Annotated in this window: 15 protein-coding genes; 12 read left to right on the top strand and 3 right to left on the bottom strand. The window is 33.2% G+C overall.

The genetic code is table 11. From position 1 onward, the window contains the following. Nucleotides 1-2: 2 nt before the first annotated feature. The 3 genes from D9R05_RS06360 to D9R05_RS06350 all read right to left on the bottom strand — a co-directional run bounded on the left by D9R05_RS06360 (nt 3) and on the right by D9R05_RS06350 (nt 3163). Nucleotides 3-491 carry a hypothetical protein gene (locus tag D9R05_RS06360; RefSeq protein WP_121666377.1) on the bottom strand — a complete coding sequence of 163 codons (489 nt, stop codon included), beginning with the start codon at nt 489-491 and terminating at the stop codon, nt 3-5. Between the two features lie 77 nt (nt 492-568). Further along, nucleotides 569-1891 (bottom strand): serine hydrolase domain-containing protein, encoded by a 1323-nt coding sequence (locus D9R05_RS06355; protein ID WP_121666376.1) that lies wholly within the window; start codon nt 1889-1891, stop codon nt 569-571. Between the two features lie 18 nt (nt 1892-1909). Beyond that, the gene (locus D9R05_RS06350) at nt 1910-3163 is read right to left on the bottom strand and encodes an ABC transporter permease (RefSeq protein WP_121666375.1); all 1254 of its coding nucleotides are present in this window, start codon (nt 3161-3163) and stop codon (nt 1910-1912) included. A gap of 146 nt (nt 3164-3309) precedes the next feature. On the opposite strand from D9R05_RS06350, the gene purH reads away from it, so the two are divergent. The 12 genes from purH (at nt 3310) to D9R05_RS06290 (ending at nt 17119) form a co-directional block, all read left to right on the top strand. Beyond that, the gene (gene purH / locus D9R05_RS06345; protein ID WP_121666374.1) at nt 3310-4836 is read left to right on the top strand and encodes a bifunctional phosphoribosylaminoimidazolecarboxamide formyltransferase/IMP cyclohydrolase; all 1527 of its coding nucleotides are present in this window, start codon (nt 3310-3312) and stop codon (nt 4834-4836) included. Between the two features lie 48 nt (nt 4837-4884). Beyond that, nucleotides 4885-5913, top strand: coding sequence for a rod shape-determining protein (locus D9R05_RS06340; RefSeq protein WP_121666373.1), 1029 nt, complete (start codon nt 4885-4887; stop codon nt 5911-5913). A 13-nt stretch (nt 5914-5926) separates the two neighbouring features. Further along, nucleotides 5927-6748, top strand: coding sequence for a rod shape-determining protein MreC (mreC, locus tag D9R05_RS06335; RefSeq protein ID WP_121666372.1), 822 nt, complete (start codon nt 5927-5929; stop codon nt 6746-6748). Then, a complete protein-coding gene (locus D9R05_RS06330; RefSeq protein WP_121666371.1) occupies nt 6741-7247 on the top strand; it encodes a rod shape-determining protein MreD in 507 nt (168 codons plus the stop codon). Before mreC ends, D9R05_RS06330 begins: the two co-directional genes overlap by 8 nt. After that, nucleotides 7244-9106: a penicillin-binding protein 2 gene (gene mrdA, locus D9R05_RS06325; protein WP_121666370.1), complete on the top strand. Its 1863-nt coding sequence runs from the start codon at nt 7244-7246 to the stop codon at nt 9104-9106. Before D9R05_RS06330 ends, mrdA begins: the two co-directional genes overlap by 4 nt. A 3-nt stretch (nt 9107-9109) precedes the next feature. Further along, the gene (rodA, locus tag D9R05_RS06320) at nt 9110-10363 is read left to right on the top strand and encodes a rod shape-determining protein RodA (protein WP_121666369.1); all 1254 of its coding nucleotides are present in this window, start codon (nt 9110-9112) and stop codon (nt 10361-10363) included. Between the two features lie 116 nt (nt 10364-10479). Beyond that, nucleotides 10480-10914, top strand: a complete 435-nt coding sequence (locus tag D9R05_RS06315) for a hemerythrin domain-containing protein (protein ID WP_121666368.1) — start codon at nt 10480-10482, stop codon at nt 10912-10914. A gap of 162 nt (nt 10915-11076) precedes the next feature. After that, complete coding sequence (locus D9R05_RS06310; protein ID WP_121666367.1) at nt 11077-12372, top strand: NAD(P)/FAD-dependent oxidoreductase; 1296 nt, start codon at nt 11077-11079, stop codon at nt 12370-12372. After that, nucleotides 12369-13952, top strand: a complete 1584-nt coding sequence (locus D9R05_RS06305; RefSeq protein ID WP_121666366.1) for a 4Fe-4S binding protein — start codon at nt 12369-12371, stop codon at nt 13950-13952. Before D9R05_RS06310 ends, D9R05_RS06305 begins: the two co-directional genes overlap by 4 nt. Further along, nucleotides 13952-14644 (top strand): glycosyltransferase family 2 protein, encoded by a 693-nt coding sequence (locus D9R05_RS06300; protein ID WP_121666365.1) that lies wholly within the window; start codon nt 13952-13954, stop codon nt 14642-14644. The genes D9R05_RS06305 and D9R05_RS06300 overlap by 1 nt, the downstream gene beginning before the upstream one ends. After that, nucleotides 14645-16117: a cellulose synthase family protein gene (locus D9R05_RS06295; RefSeq protein WP_121666364.1), complete on the top strand. Its 1473-nt coding sequence runs from the start codon at nt 14645-14647 to the stop codon at nt 16115-16117. It begins immediately after the preceding gene. A gap of 6 nt (nt 16118-16123) precedes the next feature. Continuing rightward, nucleotides 16124-17119: a metal-dependent hydrolase gene (locus D9R05_RS06290; protein ID WP_121666363.1), complete on the top strand. Its 996-nt coding sequence runs from the start codon at nt 16124-16126 to the stop codon at nt 17117-17119. Nucleotides 17120-17147: the final 28 nt, after the last annotated feature.

The raw sequence follows: 17147 nt of genomic DNA, 5'->3' as shown, positions 1-17147 counted from the left end.
AATTATGCGATTAGTACGCCTCCACAACCTTTTTCTGGAGAGCCTACAAAAATGTCATCTATTTCGTTAATAGAATTATCGCATAAACTGCTAATAACGCTTAAACCATGATTTACTACAAGATTTTTAATTGCATTCACTTTATTTTGATTGAAATCACTTGGATAATCATTAAAGATTATTATCCCTAATTTATTATCAATAATATTGTTTAAATTTAAACTATCAGTATTAAATGTATTTTCAAGTATGTAATTCATCTGATTTCCAGATGCACTTCTACTATTATCTGTAATATGAAAAAGAATAGCGCTTGTCTTTGAAGAGGAAACATTATAAGCTTGAACAAAAGTAAAGTTATTATTTACCACAGGTGTTTTAATAGAAAGAGTTTTATTATTCATATTTAATACACTTTGTCCATTAATTATTTGAAAATTGCAATTGTACAGTGTTTTTTCAGTTGGAGTTATTGGTCTAATCTGGCTCATCTTTTTTTATTTAGTTGGTTAGTAAATATGTAATTTATTATTGAATAAAAATATACCTGATACTAGGTAGTTTTTAATTATTTTTGCTTTAGTTCTGATTGCATCCCGTTTTGATTGAAAAGTAATTTGTTTTCGTTCGGAAAAAAATCAATTCTAAGTTTTGCCGGACTAAATTCAAAAACAGTTTTGCTTACTGGTGTTAATGGAAATTCTTGTTGACCCGTGGCTTGGCAATACAAAATTTCTTCGTGAACGTTGAATGTTAAATCTAACGGAAAATTATTACTTCCGTACGTGCCAACATATTTTTGTAATACCCTTGGATCTATTTTTATAGCTTCTTTGTATTCCGGAATTTTATAATCTTTCCCGAAATAAATACTTAAAACCCCAATAACTACATCATTTAATGAAATAGAAGTTCCGTTAGAAACAATGGAAAATGCTAAATTCTCTTTTGGGAAATAAGCAGCCATCGATGAAAAACCATCTATTCCGCCAGAATGGCCGTAACTGGATTTTTCATAAAACGGAAATTTAAATAAACCTAATCCGTAGCCATCTTCCACGGTTTGCATTTTTTCTAAAGATCCCGGTTTTAAAAGTTCTCCTTCAAAAAGTTCGGTGTAAAAATGTGCTAAATCTGTTGGAGTAGAGACAATTGCTCCGGCTCCTAGAGGGATGCTTAAATGCGTTTCACCTTCTGCAACCCATTTTTTGCCATTGGGTTTATAAGATTTTGCTTCGTTGTTTGTTGTATTTATGGCTCCTTGATAACGAGTTCTTTCTAATTTTAAGGGGGTGAAAATTCGTTGTTCAAGTAATTCTTTAAATGGTTTTTTGCTAATATCTTCAGCAATAAAAGTGAGTAACAAGTAATTGGTATTAGAATATTCGCCTTTTGTTCCTGGCTCAAAAACACTCCCGTTTTTTTTGATGATTTTTAATATTTCTTTTTTGGTTTTAGCTTTTTTGCTGATCGCTAAGTAATTGTCTTTATCAGTAAAATTAAATAGTCCGCTATGATGATTCAATAATTGCTTTATTGTAATTTTTGAAGCATTAGGCATTTTTGGATAAAAGTTAGCGAGCTTGGTATCTAAGCTTAGTTTGTTTTCCTCGATAAGTTGAAGAATGATAGTGACTGTAAAAGTTTTAGAAATAGACCCAACGCGGTAAATGGTGTTTTTATTTGCTTTTTGTTTATTTTCAATAGAAGCAAAACCAATACTTTTCTGATAAATTTCTTGATCATTTTTTGAGAGCGAAATACTTAACATCGCCTTATTCTTTTGATGAATGGCTTCAAAAAGTGAATCCATTTTTTGGCGATCAAAATTTTGAGAAATTCCAATTTGAGATTGAAGTAAAACAAGAAAAAGAATCAGTATTTTTTTCATGACTATTTTTTTTTAAAATTAAATGCCAGATCTAATGGCTTCAACAGGATCTAAGCGAGAAGCTGAAATTGCCGGAATGATTCCGGAAATTAATCCGATGGCAACCGAAATACTCATACCGACTAAAATATTTCCTGAAGATAAAACAAATTCAAAATCTTCTGTAAAATTAGATGCAATTATTGTAATTATCCAAACTAAAAATAAGCCCACAAGCCCGCCAATAATGGCGAGAATTACAGCTTCAAATAAAAATTGAAGTAAAATAAATTTATTTTTTGCCCCTAAGGATTTTTGAATCCCAATTAAATTAGTTCGCTCTTTTACACTTACAAACATAATATTGGCAATACCAAAACCGCCTACTAGAAGTGAGAACCCACTAATAATAAGGCCCATAACATTTAATTGACCGGTAATATTGTCAATAAAATCTGTAAGTCCCTTTAATTGGTTAACAAAAAAGTTATTAATATCACTTGGTTTTAAACCTCGATAGAGTCTAAGGTTTTGTTCAATACTAGCAATATATGCCGCATTATCTATGTCTTTTTCGGGTTTTATAATAATTTGAGGAAAAGTAGCTTTATTATTATCGCCGTAAATTCTTCGCACTAAATTTACCGGTATAAAAACAGAGCCATCTTTTGAGGGACCAAAAAGACTGGCGCCTTCTTTCTCTAAAACACCGATGACGGAAAATTTCCTTCCATATAAACGTACTTTTTTTCCTATTGGGTCTAAGCCTTCAAATAGATTTTCTGCAATTTCATTCCCTAAAATAATTACAGGAGATCCACTATAAGATTCAGCCTCATTAAAAAAACGACCTTCTTCTAACTGTAAAGCTTCAATATCATAATATTCACTTGTTACAGCACCAATTTGTACGCCTTGCGTTTGTTTTCCTTGAAAAGTAATATTTTCTGAAGCTACGTTCAGCGAATAAGAAACCGCTTCAGTATTGGGTAAATTTCGTTTTATATGTTGATATTCATCATAAGAGACATCTGGGAATTGTTCACGTTTCCAACGTGGTACTTGTGTTGGTCCAAATGAAAAACGAGTTAACATAATGGTGCTGCTGTCTAGAGAGCTAAGACTTCCTTTAATTTCTTTTTCAAGCGAATCTACGGCAGCAAGAACAGCGATAATAGAAAAAATACCAATGGTAACTCCAAGGAGAGATAAAAAAGTTCTTAATTTATTATTACGCAAAGCATTAATGGCGAAATTGAAACTTTCTTTAAGTATCCTTAAATAAATTAGCATAGGAAAAACCTTGTGGTTACAATTAAAATCTAAAGATAAGACGTTCTACTAATTTTTTTGTTACAAAAATTAAATAATTCCTTGTTTTCATCTTTAGCGTTTAGTTGTAAAATACTACTTTTGCCCTTTGAAACAACACAACCCAGATGAGTACGACAAAAACACCAAAATCGGCATTAATTTCCGTTTTCCATAAAGACGGTTTAGCTCCAATTGTAAAAAAACTAGATGAACTTGGCGTAACGCTTTATTCTACCGGCGGAACAGAAAAATTCATAAAAGATTTAGGGATTGAAGTTGTTCCTGTAGAAGATGTAACTTCTTATCCTTCTATTCTTGGCGGAAGAGTAAAAACTTTACACCCAAAAGTTTTTGGTGGAATTTTAAATCGTCAAGATCATAAAGGTGATGTTGCCGAAATGGATGAATACCAAATTCCACAAATAGATGTGGTAATTGTAGATTTATATCCATTTGAAAAAACAGTTGCTTCAGGAGCTTCAGAGCAAGATATAATTGAAAAAATTGATATCGGAGGCATCTCTTTAATTCGTGCTGCAGCCAAAAACTTTAAAGATGTACTTTGCGTTTCATCAATGAATGATTACGAAGACTTTTTAAATGTACTTTCAGAGAATAACGGAGAAATTTCTTTAGCCGACAGAAAACGTTTTGCGGCAAAAGCGTTCAACGTGTCTTCACATTATGATACTGCGATTTTTAATTACTTCAATGAAGAAGAAGTGGTTTTTAAGCAAAGTATAACCGAAGGAAAAAAACTACGTTACGGAGAAAATCCACACCAAGAAGGATTTTTCTTTGGAGATTTTGATGCAATGTTTGATAAATTACACGGAAAAGAACTTTCCTATAATAACTTATTAGACGTAGATGCTGCTGTAAATTTAATGAATGAATTTAAGGGAGAAGCGCCAACTTTTGCTATCCTGAAACATAATAACGCTTGCGGAATTGCACAGCGAGAAACAGTTTTAGAAGCCTATACCGATGCTTTAGCCGGAGATCCTGTTTCTGCATTTGGTGGAATTTTAATTAGTAATACAACAATAGATAAAGCTACCGCAGAAGAAATTCACAAATTATTTTGCGAAGTTGTGATAGCGCCAACTTTTTCTGAAGAAGCTACAGAAGTTTTAAAAGGTAAGAAAAATAGAATTTTATTAGTGCAAAAAGATGCCGTATTGCCTTCACAAACGGTACGTACTTGTTTAAATGGAGTGTTAGTTCAAGGAAAAGACGCTAAAACTGATAAGCAAGAAGATTTAAAACAGGTAACTAACGAGAAACCTAACAATGCGCAAATAGAAGATTTATTATTTGCTTCTAAAATTTGCAAGCACACAAAATCTAATACGATTGTTTTGGCTAAGAATAAGCAACTTTGTGCTAGCGGAACAGGACAAACTTCTCGAGTAGATGCATTAAGGCAAGCGATTGAAAAAGCTAATTCTTTTAAATTTGATTTAAATGGAGCGGTTATGGCAAGCGATGCATTTTTTCCGTTTCCGGATTGTGTAGAAATTGCAGATAAAGCAGGAATTGTTTCGGTAATTCAGCCGGGAGGTTCTATTAAAGATGAATTGAGTGTGGAGTATTGTAACGAAAATAATATTTCAATGCTTATGACAGGAACACGTCATTTTAAGCATTAATTTCTTACATTTACCTTTTACCCAAATAACAATACCGCATTAAACACTATGGGATTTTTTGATTTTCTAACAGAAGAAATTGCTATCGATTTAGGAACCGCAAATACGTTGGTTATCCATAACGACAAAGTAGTGGTAGATAGTCCTTCTATTGTAGCACGTAACAGAATTACGGGCAAAATTATTGCAGCCGGAAAAGAAGCCGCTATGATGCAAGGAAAAACCCATGAAAATATTAAAACAATTAGACCGCTAAAAGATGGTGTAATTGCAGATTTTGATGCGAGTGAGCAAATGCTTATGCGTTTTATTAAAGAAATTCCAGCTTTAAAAAAGCGAATTTTCACTCCGGCATTGCGAATGGTAATCTGTATTCCTTCGGGAATTACAGAAGTCGAAATGCGAGCGGTAAAAGAAAGTGCAGAACGCGTAAATGGTAAAGAGGTGTATTTAATTCACGAACCTATGGCTGCTGCAATAGGAATTGGAGTAGATATTATGCAGCCTAAGGGAAACATGATTGTAGATATAGGTGGAGGAACAACCGAAATTGCTGTGCTTGCTCTTGGCGGAATTGTTTGTGATAAATCAGTGAAAATTGCGGGTGATGTTTTTACGAACGATATCGTTTATTACATGCGTACACAACATAACCTTTATGTAGGAGAACGAACGGCCGAAAAAATAAAAATTCAAATTGGGGCAGCAACAGAAGATATAGAGGTTCCACCAGAAGAAATGAGTGTTCAAGGTCGCGACCTACTTACGGGAAAACCAAAACAAGTAGACATTTCTTATCGTGAAATAGCAAAAGCTCTGGATAAATCTATATTGAGAATTGAAGATGCGGTTATGGAAACATTATCACAGACGCCTCCAGAATTAGCGGCAGATATTTATAATACTGGTGTATATCTTGCCGGAGGTGGATCTATGCTTAGAGGTTTAGATAAACGTTTATCTCAAAAAACAGATCTGCCGGTTTATATTGCAGAAGATCCTTTACGTGCAGTAGTTAGAGGAACTGGAATTACATTAAAAAATCTAGATAAATACAAAGGTATTTTAATAAAATAGGAGCAATTGAGGTATGCGGCAAATCATTAATTTTCTTATAAAATATAAGAATACACTATTGTTTTTATGCCTTTTATGCTTGTCCCTTTTTTTTACGATACAATCACACACTTATCATAAAAGTAAATTTATTAGTTCAGCTAATTTTCTTACCGGCGGAATTTACAGCTGGGTGAATAATATTGATGAATATTTTAATTTAAGAAAATATAACAATCGCTTAGTAGATGAAAATAAGTGGTTGCGTTCTCGCTTAACCGAGTTAAGTTCTAAAAAAATAGATACTACTTTTACTGATTCTACTTCTTACGAAAATCCTTATCATTTCACTACAGCACGGGTTATTAAAAATCAATACATAAAAAGAGATAATTATATCCTAATCAATAAAGGAAGTAAAGACGGTTTAGCAACGGATCACGGTGTAATTACTAGTCGCGGAATAGTAGGGATTGTGGAAGAAACCAGTAAAAATTATGCACGAATAATTTCAATTTTAAATACCAATTTATCGGTTAGTGTGCAATTACAAAAATCAGATCATTTTGGAAGTTTAACGTGGAATGGAAACGACCCTAATGTAGCTCAACTAGAAGAAGTACCACGTTTAGCTCCTGTAGTAAAAGGAGACACGATAATCACTAACGGACGTTCATTAATATTCCCTAAAGGTATACCTGTTGGAGTTATAAAAGATTTTAAGTTAGACGTAAATCAGAGTTATTACACCATAGATGTGCAGCTTTTTAATGATATGACAAATATTGGTTATGTATATGTAATTCAAAATAATGATCAAACCGAATTAAAAGAATTGGAATCTATAGATGAATAGTTTATTACTTTCAAATACTGCTCGGTTTATTATCTTGATTTTAATTCAAGTAGTTGTGTTGAATAACATTAATTTTTTAGGTTATATCAATCCATATCTGTATGTGCTTTTTGTTTTATTATTGCCGCTAAATTTAAGTCAGTATAAAGTTCTTTTTTTTAGTTTTTTAATTGGTTTAAGCATCGATTTTTTTGAAGATAGTGGAGGTGTAAACGCCGCCGCAACATTGGTAATTGCTTATTTAAGACCGGTGATTTTAAAATTTTCCTTTGGAGTAAGTTATGAACATCAGACTATAAAATATTATCAAACCCCAATCACTCAGCGTTTATCTTATATTTCTATTTTGGTTTTGGTACATCATTTTATATTATTTAGCTTAGAAATTTTTAACTATTCTTACATAATTTTAATTCTGAAAAGGACGTTGTTTTCAAGTATTTTTACTATACTATTAATACTTTTAGTAACAGCATTATTTCAGAAAAAAAGTAAATGAGAAGAGTACTTCCTTATATATTAATAATTTTAACCGGTTTTATTTTTTTAGGAAGATTATTATACCTTCAGGTATTTGATGATTCTTTTGAACTTTTATCGCAAAGCAACGCCATAAAAATAGAATACGATTATCCACAACGCGGTTATATTTTTGATCGAAACGGAAAACTGTTGGTTTCTAATCAGCCTTCTTATGATATTATGGCAATTCCGAGAGAGGTCAAACCTTTTGATACGTTAGAATTTGCCAAGTTGTTAAGTGTAACGCCTAAACAATTAGGAGAGCAATTAGATAAAGCAAAAATATATTCTCCCCGATTACCTTCTGTAATTGTTCCGCAACTGACTAAAAGTGAATATGCTTATTTACAAGAAAAAATGCGGAAATATAAAGGATTTTATATTCAAAAAAGATCTTCCAGAGATTATCAAGTAGAAATGGCTGCTAATGTGTTGGGGTATATTTCTGAAGCAAACCAGGGGGAAATTAATGATAACGCTTATTATAAAGCCGGAGATTTAATTGGTAGACAAGGAGTAGAAAAACAGTATGAAGAAATTTTAAGAGGAGTTAAAGGCGTAAAATATATTCAAAAAGATCGTTTTAATAGAGAAATAGGGCCCTATAAAAATGGAGTCTATGATACGCTTCCGCAAAAAGGAAAGGATATTACTTTAACTTTAGATGCCAAGCTTCAAGCTTATGGCGAGCGTCTTATGCAAAATAAACATGGCGGAATTGTAGCTATAGAGCCTACTAGTGGAGAAATTTTAAGTCTGGTTACGGCACCTACTTACGACCCTAGTCTTTTAGTGGGGAGAAAACGTTCCAGAAATTTCACAAAACTTTGGTACGATACGATTAATAAACCGTTAATTGATAGGAGTTTGCAGGCTATGTATCCGCCCGGATCGCCATTTAAAGCTTTAACAGGTTTAATTGCATTGCAAGAAAAAGTAATTAGCACTAAAGAACGTATTTCTTGTCATATGGGGTTTAGTTATGGTAGAAGCGCTAGAATGGGGTGCCATAGCCACCCTGTTCCGTTAAGTATGACGCCTGCTTTAGCATATTCTTGTAATACTTATTTTGCCAAAACTTACCGAAAAATTATAGAAAAATATGATTCTGCTCCCGAAGGAGTAAATGCTTGGCACGATCATCTAGAAAGTTTTGGTTTAGGAAATTTTCTAGGATATGATTTACCTATTGGTCAGCCGGGGAGAATACCGGATGGCGATTATTATGATCGCTGGTATCCAGGTAATCGTTGGACGGCTACTTATACCTTGTCAAATGGAATTGGGCAAGGAGAAATTGCTACCACACCAATTCAATTGGCAAATATGACTGCTGCTATCGCAAATAGAGGTTGGTATTATACGCCACATATTTTAAAAGAAATTGAAGGCGATCCCTTGAAAAATTCAAAATTTACGGAGAAAAAAATGACCACCATAGATGCTGAAAATTTTGAACCGATTATTGAGGGAATGCACGATGTTTATAATTATGGTACGGCTAGATCCTTGCAAATTCCGGGAGTAGAAATTTGTGGAAAAACAGGAACTGCTGAAAATTATATTAAAATTGATGGTGAAAAAGTACAATTGACGGATCACTCCATATTTGTGGCATTTGCACCAAAAGACAATCCTGAGATTGCTATAGCGGTTTTTGTTGAAAATGGACGTTGGGGGCATCGTTACGGCGGAAGAATTGCGAGTTTAATGATTGAAAAATATCTTAAAGAAGAAATTACCAGAACCGATTTAGAAACATGGATTTTAAATCACAGTTTAGAAGAAGAATATGCAAAACCTTACACCGGAGAACCTTTTAAAATCAATCAATAATTTATGAGTAAAAAAGGCGGGATTGATTGGTTAACAGTTTTATTATTTTTGCTATTGGTTGCTTTCGGTTGGGTAAATATTTATTCAGCTTCACTAAATGAAACAGCTCAAGGCTTTTTTGATTTAAGTCAGATTTACGGTAGACAAGGCCTGTTTATTGTTTTGAGCACGCTGTTAATTATTTTTATTCTTGCTTTAGAGGCTAAATTTTATGAACGTTTTGCAAGTGTAATTTATCTAGCTTCTTTACTTTCTTTGCTGGGGTTATTTGTGTTTGGTAAAACAATTTCTGGCGCAACATCTTGGTATGCATTTGGCGGTTTTAGCATTCAGCCTAGCGAATTTGCAAAAGCAGCTACGGCGCTAGCTTTGGCCAAATTTTTGAGCGATACCCAAACCGATATCAAACGAATAAAGCATCAGTTAGGAGCCTTTCTAATTATTGCTTTACCGGCACTTATTATAATTCCGCAACCCGATCCTGGTAGTGCTTTAGTTTATGCAGCTTTCTTTTTTCCTTTATATAGAGAAGGTCTTTCTGTAGCATATTTAGTTATAGGTTTAGCCTTAGTTTCTACTTTTGTATTAACTCTACTTTTTGGTTCCCCTTGGGTAATTGGCGGGAGTATTTTTTTAGCATTGCTTATTTTATTTTTTAACCGAAAAAAGAAAAAAAAACAGATTGGTCGGTATATTTTATTCATTGTGTTAACGAGTATTTTTTCGCTTTCGGTTAATTATATTTTTAATTCTGTTTTTGAACAAAGACATCGCGATCGATTTAATATTGTTTTAGGAAAAGAAGTAGATAGTCAGGGAATAGGCTATAATACTAACCAAAGTAAAATTGCTATCGGAAGCGGTGGTTGGACCGGAAAGGGATGGACGCAAGGCACGCAAACCAAAGGGAACTTTGTACCCGAACAACATACCGATTATATTTTTAGTACCGTTGGGGAGGAATGGGGCTTTGCCGGTAGTGCAGCTATTGTTTTTTTATTTGTAGCTTTAACTTTACGGATTTTATTTTTGGCTGAACGACAAAAGTCACAATTCAGTCGAGTTTATGGTTACAGTCTCGCCGGGATTTTATTTATTCATTTTTTAATAAACATCGGGATGGTTATTGGTATCTTTCCAACGGTTGGTATTCCTTTACCTTTCTTTAGTTACGGAGGTTCTGGTCTTTGGGGCTTTACTATTTTGCTGTTTATTTTTGTGAAATTAGATAGCAATAGGAAAAACTATCAGTTTTAAAACTTCATTAAGTAAGCTAAAATATTAATATATTCTTGAGAAAACTTTAATAAATCATGAGGAATGAAAGTTGAAAGGTTTATATAATTTCACATTTTAACCAATCTTACATTATTATGAACATATTTGAAGCTATTAGAGAAGACCACGATATTCAAAGAGATCTTTGTGAAAAAGTACTCGATACAAATGGTAAAACTGAAGACCGAAAAAAATATTGGGATCAGTTAAAAAAAGAGTTAGTAGTTCATGCGGATGCAGAAGAACGTACTTTTTATTCGCCGTTAATTCACAATGATTTGATGCAAGAGCACGCCAGACACGGAATTGCAGAACATCACGAAATGGATGAGTTAATAGAAACAATAGATGAAACTGAAATGACTTCCCCAGCTTGGTTAACCTGTGCTAAGCAGTTATGCGAAAAAGTAGAGCATCATCTAAAAGATGAAGAACATTCATTTTTTCAATTGGCGGGTAAAGTTTTTTCTGAAGAACAAAAAACATCGATAGCAAAAGAATATCAAAAGGAGATGAAAGAAAATAGATAATTTTTTTAGGCATTATTTCTTGAACGGCTTATTGATTAGTAAGCCGTTTTTTTATGTGATATTTTATTAGTAAATATTAATAAACGCTCAATTTTACTCTAAAGTAAACCGATTATACGTTGTGGAATAGTATATTTATAAATCAAAATTTTCTTCATTATAATGGCAAAAAAAATAGTGATTATTGGTAATGGTATTTCAGGAATAACTGCTGCTCGGCATATTCGTAAATTTTCTGATAATGAAATACTTGTCGTTTCTGCCGAGACAGACTATTTTTTTTCACGAACAGCTCTGATGTATATTTATATGGGGCATATGAAATTTGAGCATACAAAACCTTATGAAGATTGGTTTTGGGAAAAGAATAGGATTCAGCTAAAAAATACTTTTATTCAAAAAGTTAATACTGAGCAGAAAATACTTTTTACTGATAGCAATGAAAAAATCACCTATGATCAATTAATTCTTGCAACAGGTTCAACCACTCATAAACGCGGTTGGCAAGGCGAAAATCTGCAAGGCGTGCAAGGTTTGGTAAGTAAGCAAGATCTTGATTTACTTGAAGAAAACACAAAAAACTGTAAGCAGGCAATTATTGTAGGTGGAGGTTTAATTGGAGTAGAGTTAGCAGAAATGTTGCATACGCGAAAAATTCCTGTAAAAATGTTAATTAGAGAAGAAGCATTTTGGAGAAATGTATTGCCACAAACAGAAGCACAATTAATTTCTAATCATATAGAACAACAGGGAATAGAGTTGTTGTATAATACCGAATTAGAAAAAATAATCGGCGATGAAAATAATCGTGTACAAAAAATCATTACCAAAAAAGACGAAGAGATTGATTGTGATTTTTTAGGAATTACAACGGGCGTGAAACCTAATATTTCTTTCTTAAGCGATTCTGAAATTGAAACAGATAAAGGAATTTTAGTCAATAAATATTTAGAAACCAATTGTAAAGATGTTTTCGCTATTGGCGATTGCGCACAACAACGAGAATCTATTGGCAATAGAAAACCTATTGAAGCAGTTTGGTACACCGGAAGAATGATGGGCGAAACTATAGCGCAAACTATTTGCGGTAACAAAACGGCTTACAATCCAGGTAATTGGTTTAATTCGGCTAAGTTTTTTGATATTGAATACCAAACTTATGGTTGGGTTTTTCCAGAAGCCTTAACAGGTCACGAAGATTTTTATTGGGTAAATAAAAAAGATGAAAAATGCCTTCACTTTCAATTTGAAATCGAAAATCGAAAATTTACCGGTATTAATACTTTTGGAATTCGTCTACGCCACGAAGTTGTAGATTTTTGGTTAACTGAAAATAAGACCATAGATTTTGTAATTGATAATTTAGCGAAAGCAAATTTTGATAAAGAATTTTCAAAAAAGTATGAACAGAAAATTCGACTAGAATTTAAGTTAACGAAAACACAAGAGAAAATATGAGTCGAGTTCAACGAAATATGGCTATAACTAGCCAACCGCCTCAACAATTATCTAACGCACAAAAAGCCTTTGTTTTTATAGGTATTTTAGGGTTGGCTGTTTTATGTTTAGCCGCTTTTAATGTAAATTTTCCTCATAAAACACTTTGGCTGAGTATTTCTTTAGGAGCTATTTCTATCGGAACTGTTGGTTTTTCTTGGGCTATGTATGCTCAAAAAAAAGCAGGCATAAAGAACGATGGCGTTTGGTTTAAATCTATTTCTAGTCGTGGACTTATCGGTTGGGTAACAGGAATCTTACTTACCTTATTTTATGTGATCTTATATTTTTATCCTTATTACTTAGGCTTACGCGAAAACACAGCTAATGTTGGGCTTATTGCTTTGTTTGACCCGTTGAGTAAAGCCTTGAGTGGTAATTCTGCGAGCCAATGGTTTGTTTATGGTACGCTGTATACGTTGGCTATTTTAATCTTCGGAATTAAATTTATATGGAAATACCGGCACAGTCGCTATGAAATTATTCGTACCGGTTCGGTTATGTTTTTTCAAACGGCTTTTGCGTTTATCATTCCTGAAATTATGGCGCGTCTAAATGGCGATTTACCTTACTACGATTTAAAAAATATATGGCCGCTTAATTATTATAATTTTGAACAGTATAGAGTAGATGCTTTCATTAATTCAGGAAATATTGGTGTCGCTTTATTATTATTTGGGATAGCTTCTATTTTTATTATCACTCCAATCCTAACCTATAAGTACGGGAAACGCTGGTATTGCTCTTGGGTTTGTGGTTGCGGCGGCCTTGCAGAAACTGCCGGAGATCCGTTTAGACAATTAAGCGATAAAAGTCAATTTGCTTGGAAGGTAGAGCGATGGATAGTTCATAGCGTGGTGGTTTTTGTGACCCTAATGACTGTAGCTGTAATTCATTCATATTTGGGAAGTGACTTTTCTAAATATTGGTTAACCAAAGATATTTTTTTAATTGGCGTTTCTGTATTATTAACCGCTGTTTTTGCTTGGGCCATGCTTTTTAGAAGAGAGGAATTGCAAAAGGATGCACAGTATGGTGCAGTTGGGTATATGGTAATTATTTTAGCCTTAGTCGGTTTGCATTATTTTAGCGGAAAGCAATTATTTATTTTTCAAGCAGAGCAATTAAGAAGTACGTATGCATTTTTAATTGGCGCTATTTTTTCAGGCGTTATAGGTGTAGGTTTTTATCCTATTTTCGGTAGTCGTGTTTGGTGTCGTTTTGGTTGTCCAATGGCTGCAATTTTAGGTTTTCAACAGCGCTTATTTTCAAAATTCAGAATAACCACAAATGGTGGTCAGTGTATTTCTTGCGGGAACTGCTCTACTTATTGCGAAATGGGAATCGACGTTAGAGCCTATGCTCAAAAAGGAGAAAATATTGTTCGTTCCTCTTGTGTTGGTTGTGGTATTTGTGCTGAGGTTTGCCCCAGAGGTGTTTTAAAATTAGAAAATGATCGCCCGCAAGGAAGAATCAATTCTAAAGACGTACTTTTGGGCAATGATGTAGATTTAATGAATCACGTGAACAAAGACGCTTAATGAACCCCAAAATTTCCGTTATTATTCCGGCTTTTAACGAGGCCGAATCTATTGCGCTCGTTATTCAAGAAATTCCTTCTTTTGTTGATGAAGTGATTGTAGTTAGTAATAATTCTACAGATAAAACTGAAGAAAATGCACACCAAGCCGGAGCAACTGTCTTAAGAGAACCACGAAAAGGTTATGGCTATGCGTGTCTTAACGGAATGAATTATTTAGCTGAAGAAAAAAACAAACCTGATATTGTAGTTTTTTTAGATGGCGATTACAGTGATTTTCCTGAAGAACTTTCTAAGATTGTTAACCCAATTATTACTGAAAATAAAGATTTTGTAATAGGAGCTCGCGTTAAACGACTTAGAGAAAGCGGCTCTATGACATTTCCACAGATTTTCGGAAATTGGCTTGCCACAACTTTAATGAAGCTTTTCTTTCAAGCGAAATTTACAGATCTAGGTCCGTTTAGAGCAATTAAGTATACTAAACTTTTAGCTTTAGACATGGAAGATAAAACTTATGGTTGGACGGTAGAAATGCAGTTAAAAGTTTTAAAGAAAAAATATTCATATGTAGAAATTCCCGTACACTATAAAAATAGAATAGGAGTTTCTAAAGTTTCAGGAACGGTAAAAGGAGCGTTTATGGCGGGGGTAAAAATTTTAGGGTGGATATTTAAATACAGTTTAAAATAAATGGAGTTTATATTTCTTATACTTTATGGTATAGCATTATTGCTTGTCTTTTTATACAGTTTAGCACAATTACATTTAATTATCAACTATAAAAAAGCACAGAAGGCAATTAAGAATAATGTGAATTTTAGTTCTCTTAATACCAAAGAAACCCCAAAAGTTACCATACAACTTCCTGTTTATAATGAACGCTACGTGGTAGATCGTCTGTTAGATAATATTGTTCAGTTGGATTATCCTTCAGAGAAATTAGAAATTCAAGTGTTAGATGATTCTACCGATGATTCTTTAGTTCAAACAAAAAATAAAGTCGAAGAATTTAAGAAGTCAGGTATAAATATTCAGCATATAACCAGAAGTGATAGAAAAGGTTTTAAAGCCGGAGCTTTAAAAGAAGGTTTACAAAAAGCTTCAGGAGAATTTATTGCAATTTTTGATGCCGATTTTTTGCCGAAAAAAGACTGGTTACAGCAAACCATTCCGCATTTTATAAACCCGGAAATAGGGGTTGTGCAAACACGTTGGGGACATTTAAATAGAAATTACTCCTTGCTTACCAAGATGCAAGCTTTTGCATTAGATTTCCACTTTATTTTAGAACAAGTAGGAAGAAGCTTTGGAAATCATTTTATTAATTTTAATGGTACCGCCGGTGTTTGGCGAAAAACTTGTATTCTTGATGCCGGGAATTGGCACGGCGATACACTTACTGAAGACTTAGATTTGAGCTATCGCGCGCAGTTAAAAGGATGGAAGTTTAAGTATTTAGAAGAAGTTGAAACTCCTGCAGAATTACCGATGGCTATGAGTGCCGCTAGATCGCAACAGTTTAGATGGAATAAAGGTGCTGCTGAAAATTTTCAAAAAAATTACGGTAAATTAATTGCTGATAAAAAACGTTCTTTTTCAACCAAATTCCATGGTTTTTTCCATCTTTTAAATAGCTCGATGTTTTTGGTGATTCTGCTATTAGCGGTGTTGAGTGTTCCTGTTTTATATGCTAAAAATCAACATCCGGAGTTAAGTATTTACTTTTATATATTAGCTTTTTTAGGTATTAGTACACTTGTTTTTTTTATTGGTTATTGGGTGAGTTATAAGAAAATTAATGGCGGAGGATTTAAAAATTTTTTCAATTTTGCCGGTATGTTTTTTTCTTTTTTCTCTGTAGCTATGGGCTTGTCTGTTCATAATTCTTTGGCAATTTTAGAAGGACATTTTGGTAAAAAATCTGCTTTTGTACGTACACCAAAATTTAATGTAAAGAATGTAAGAGATTCCTGGAAAACCAATGTTTATTTAAAGCAACAGTTTTCTTTTACACAATTTATAGAATTAGGATTCGTGTTTTATTTTGCATTTGCTATTTATAGCGCTTTCAAAATTAATGAGTTTGGTTTGTTGGCTTTTCACTTTATGCTTTTTTTCGGATTTAGTTTTGTGAGTTGGCAATCTTTTATTTTAAAAAAGTAATTATAAATGGATTCGTTAACACAAATAGTTTTAGGTGCTGCTGTTGGAGAAGCTGTACTTGGAAAAAGAGTGGGTAATAAAGCAATGCTTTACGGTGCAATTGCAGGAACTATACCGGATTTAGATACTTTTGCGAGTTATTTTACCGATACTGTTAGCGCATTAGAAATACATAGAGGATTTACACATTCTGTGTTTTTTTCAATTGTATTTGCACCAATTTTCGGGAAGTTAGTTTCGTTGTTTGAAAAATCTACTTCCTGGAAATCCTGGAGCTGGTTGTTTTTTTGGGGTTTTTTAACTCATCCGTTGCTCGATGCTCACACTACTTGGGGTACGCAATTATTTTGGCCTTTAGATTTGCGTTTGGCTTATAAAAACATTTTTGTAATTGATCCGCTGTATACGCTTCCGTTTTTAATCTTTCTGCTTCTTGCTATGTTTCAGAAAAGAACTTCGGAACAACGTAGAAAATGGAACAATTTAGGCTTAATTGTTAGCTCATTTTATTTGTTATTCACGCTCATTTTTAAGGGAATTGCATTTTTTCAATTTAAAGAAGCGCTTCAACAACAAAACATTTCTTATTTAGAAATTGAAACCAAGCCAACGCCCTTTAATAGTATTTTATGGACTGCAAATATTGATACTGAAAATGCTTATTTAATTGGACATTATTCTTTTTTTGATAAGCAGCCAATACAATTTTCTTCCTATCCAAAAAATCATCATTTACTTGGAAAATTAAAGCAAACAGATAAAATAAAACGCCTTATAAAAATAAGTAAGGGTTGGTATATTATTACTGAAAAAAATGGCGTCTTATATTTTAATGACTTACGTTTTGGTTTACTGAGTTTAGATAAAGATGCTAGTGATTTTGTTTTCAGTTATAAAATTAATTCTACGACTAAACCTATACGTATAGAAGAGGTTAAAAAAAGACCTAGTGACGGAGAGAAGATACTTAGCGAATTGTGGTCACGTATCTTAGGAAATTAATTATTCTATTTTTATAAGTAATATTTAG

Origin of the sequence: Mesonia aquimarina (genome assembly GCF_003667275.1) — a bacterium.
Taxonomy (GTDB): domain Bacteria; phylum Bacteroidota; class Bacteroidia; order Flavobacteriales; family Flavobacteriaceae; genus Mesonia; species Mesonia aquimarina.
The sequence above is the reverse complement of the archived record's forward strand: the minus strand, read 5'-3'. Positions and strand labels throughout refer to the sequence as shown.

What these genes read in the sequence shown, in the direction of transcription:
- D9R05_RS06360 (WP_121666377.1), bottom strand. Translation starts at nt 491, where the DNA reads ATGAGCCAGATTAGACCAATAACTCCAACTGAAAAAACACTGTACAAT.
- D9R05_RS06355 (WP_121666376.1), bottom strand. Translation starts at nt 1,891, where the DNA reads ATGAAAAAAATACTGATTCTTTTTCTTGTTTTACTTCAATCTCAAATT.
- D9R05_RS06350 (WP_121666375.1), bottom strand. Translation starts at nt 3,163, where the DNA reads ATGCTAATTTATTTAAGGATACTTAAAGAAAGTTTCAATTTCGCCATT.
- purH (WP_121666374.1), top strand. Translation starts at nt 3,310, where the DNA reads ATGAGTACGACAAAAACACCAAAATCGGCATTAATTTCCGTTTTCCAT.
- D9R05_RS06340 (WP_121666373.1), top strand. Translation starts at nt 4,885, where the DNA reads ATGGGATTTTTTGATTTTCTAACAGAAGAAATTGCTATCGATTTAGGA.
- mreC (WP_121666372.1), top strand. Translation starts at nt 5,927, where the DNA reads ATGCGGCAAATCATTAATTTTCTTATAAAATATAAGAATACACTATTG.
- D9R05_RS06330 (WP_121666371.1), top strand. Translation starts at nt 6,741, where the DNA reads ATGAATAGTTTATTACTTTCAAATACTGCTCGGTTTATTATCTTGATT.
- mrdA (WP_121666370.1), top strand. Translation starts at nt 7,244, where the DNA reads ATGAGAAGAGTACTTCCTTATATATTAATAATTTTAACCGGTTTTATT.
- rodA (WP_121666369.1), top strand. Translation starts at nt 9,110, where the DNA reads ATGAGTAAAAAAGGCGGGATTGATTGGTTAACAGTTTTATTATTTTTG.
- D9R05_RS06315 (WP_121666368.1), top strand. Translation starts at nt 10,480, where the DNA reads ATGAACATATTTGAAGCTATTAGAGAAGACCACGATATTCAAAGAGAT.
- D9R05_RS06310 (WP_121666367.1), top strand. Translation starts at nt 11,077, where the DNA reads ATGGCAAAAAAAATAGTGATTATTGGTAATGGTATTTCAGGAATAACT.
- D9R05_RS06305 (WP_121666366.1), top strand. Translation starts at nt 12,369, where the DNA reads ATGAGTCGAGTTCAACGAAATATGGCTATAACTAGCCAACCGCCTCAA.
- D9R05_RS06300 (WP_121666365.1), top strand. Translation starts at nt 13,952, where the DNA reads ATGAACCCCAAAATTTCCGTTATTATTCCGGCTTTTAACGAGGCCGAA.
- D9R05_RS06295 (WP_121666364.1), top strand. Translation starts at nt 14,645, where the DNA reads ATGGAGTTTATATTTCTTATACTTTATGGTATAGCATTATTGCTTGTC.
- D9R05_RS06290 (WP_121666363.1), top strand. Translation starts at nt 16,124, where the DNA reads ATGGATTCGTTAACACAAATAGTTTTAGGTGCTGCTGTTGGAGAAGCT.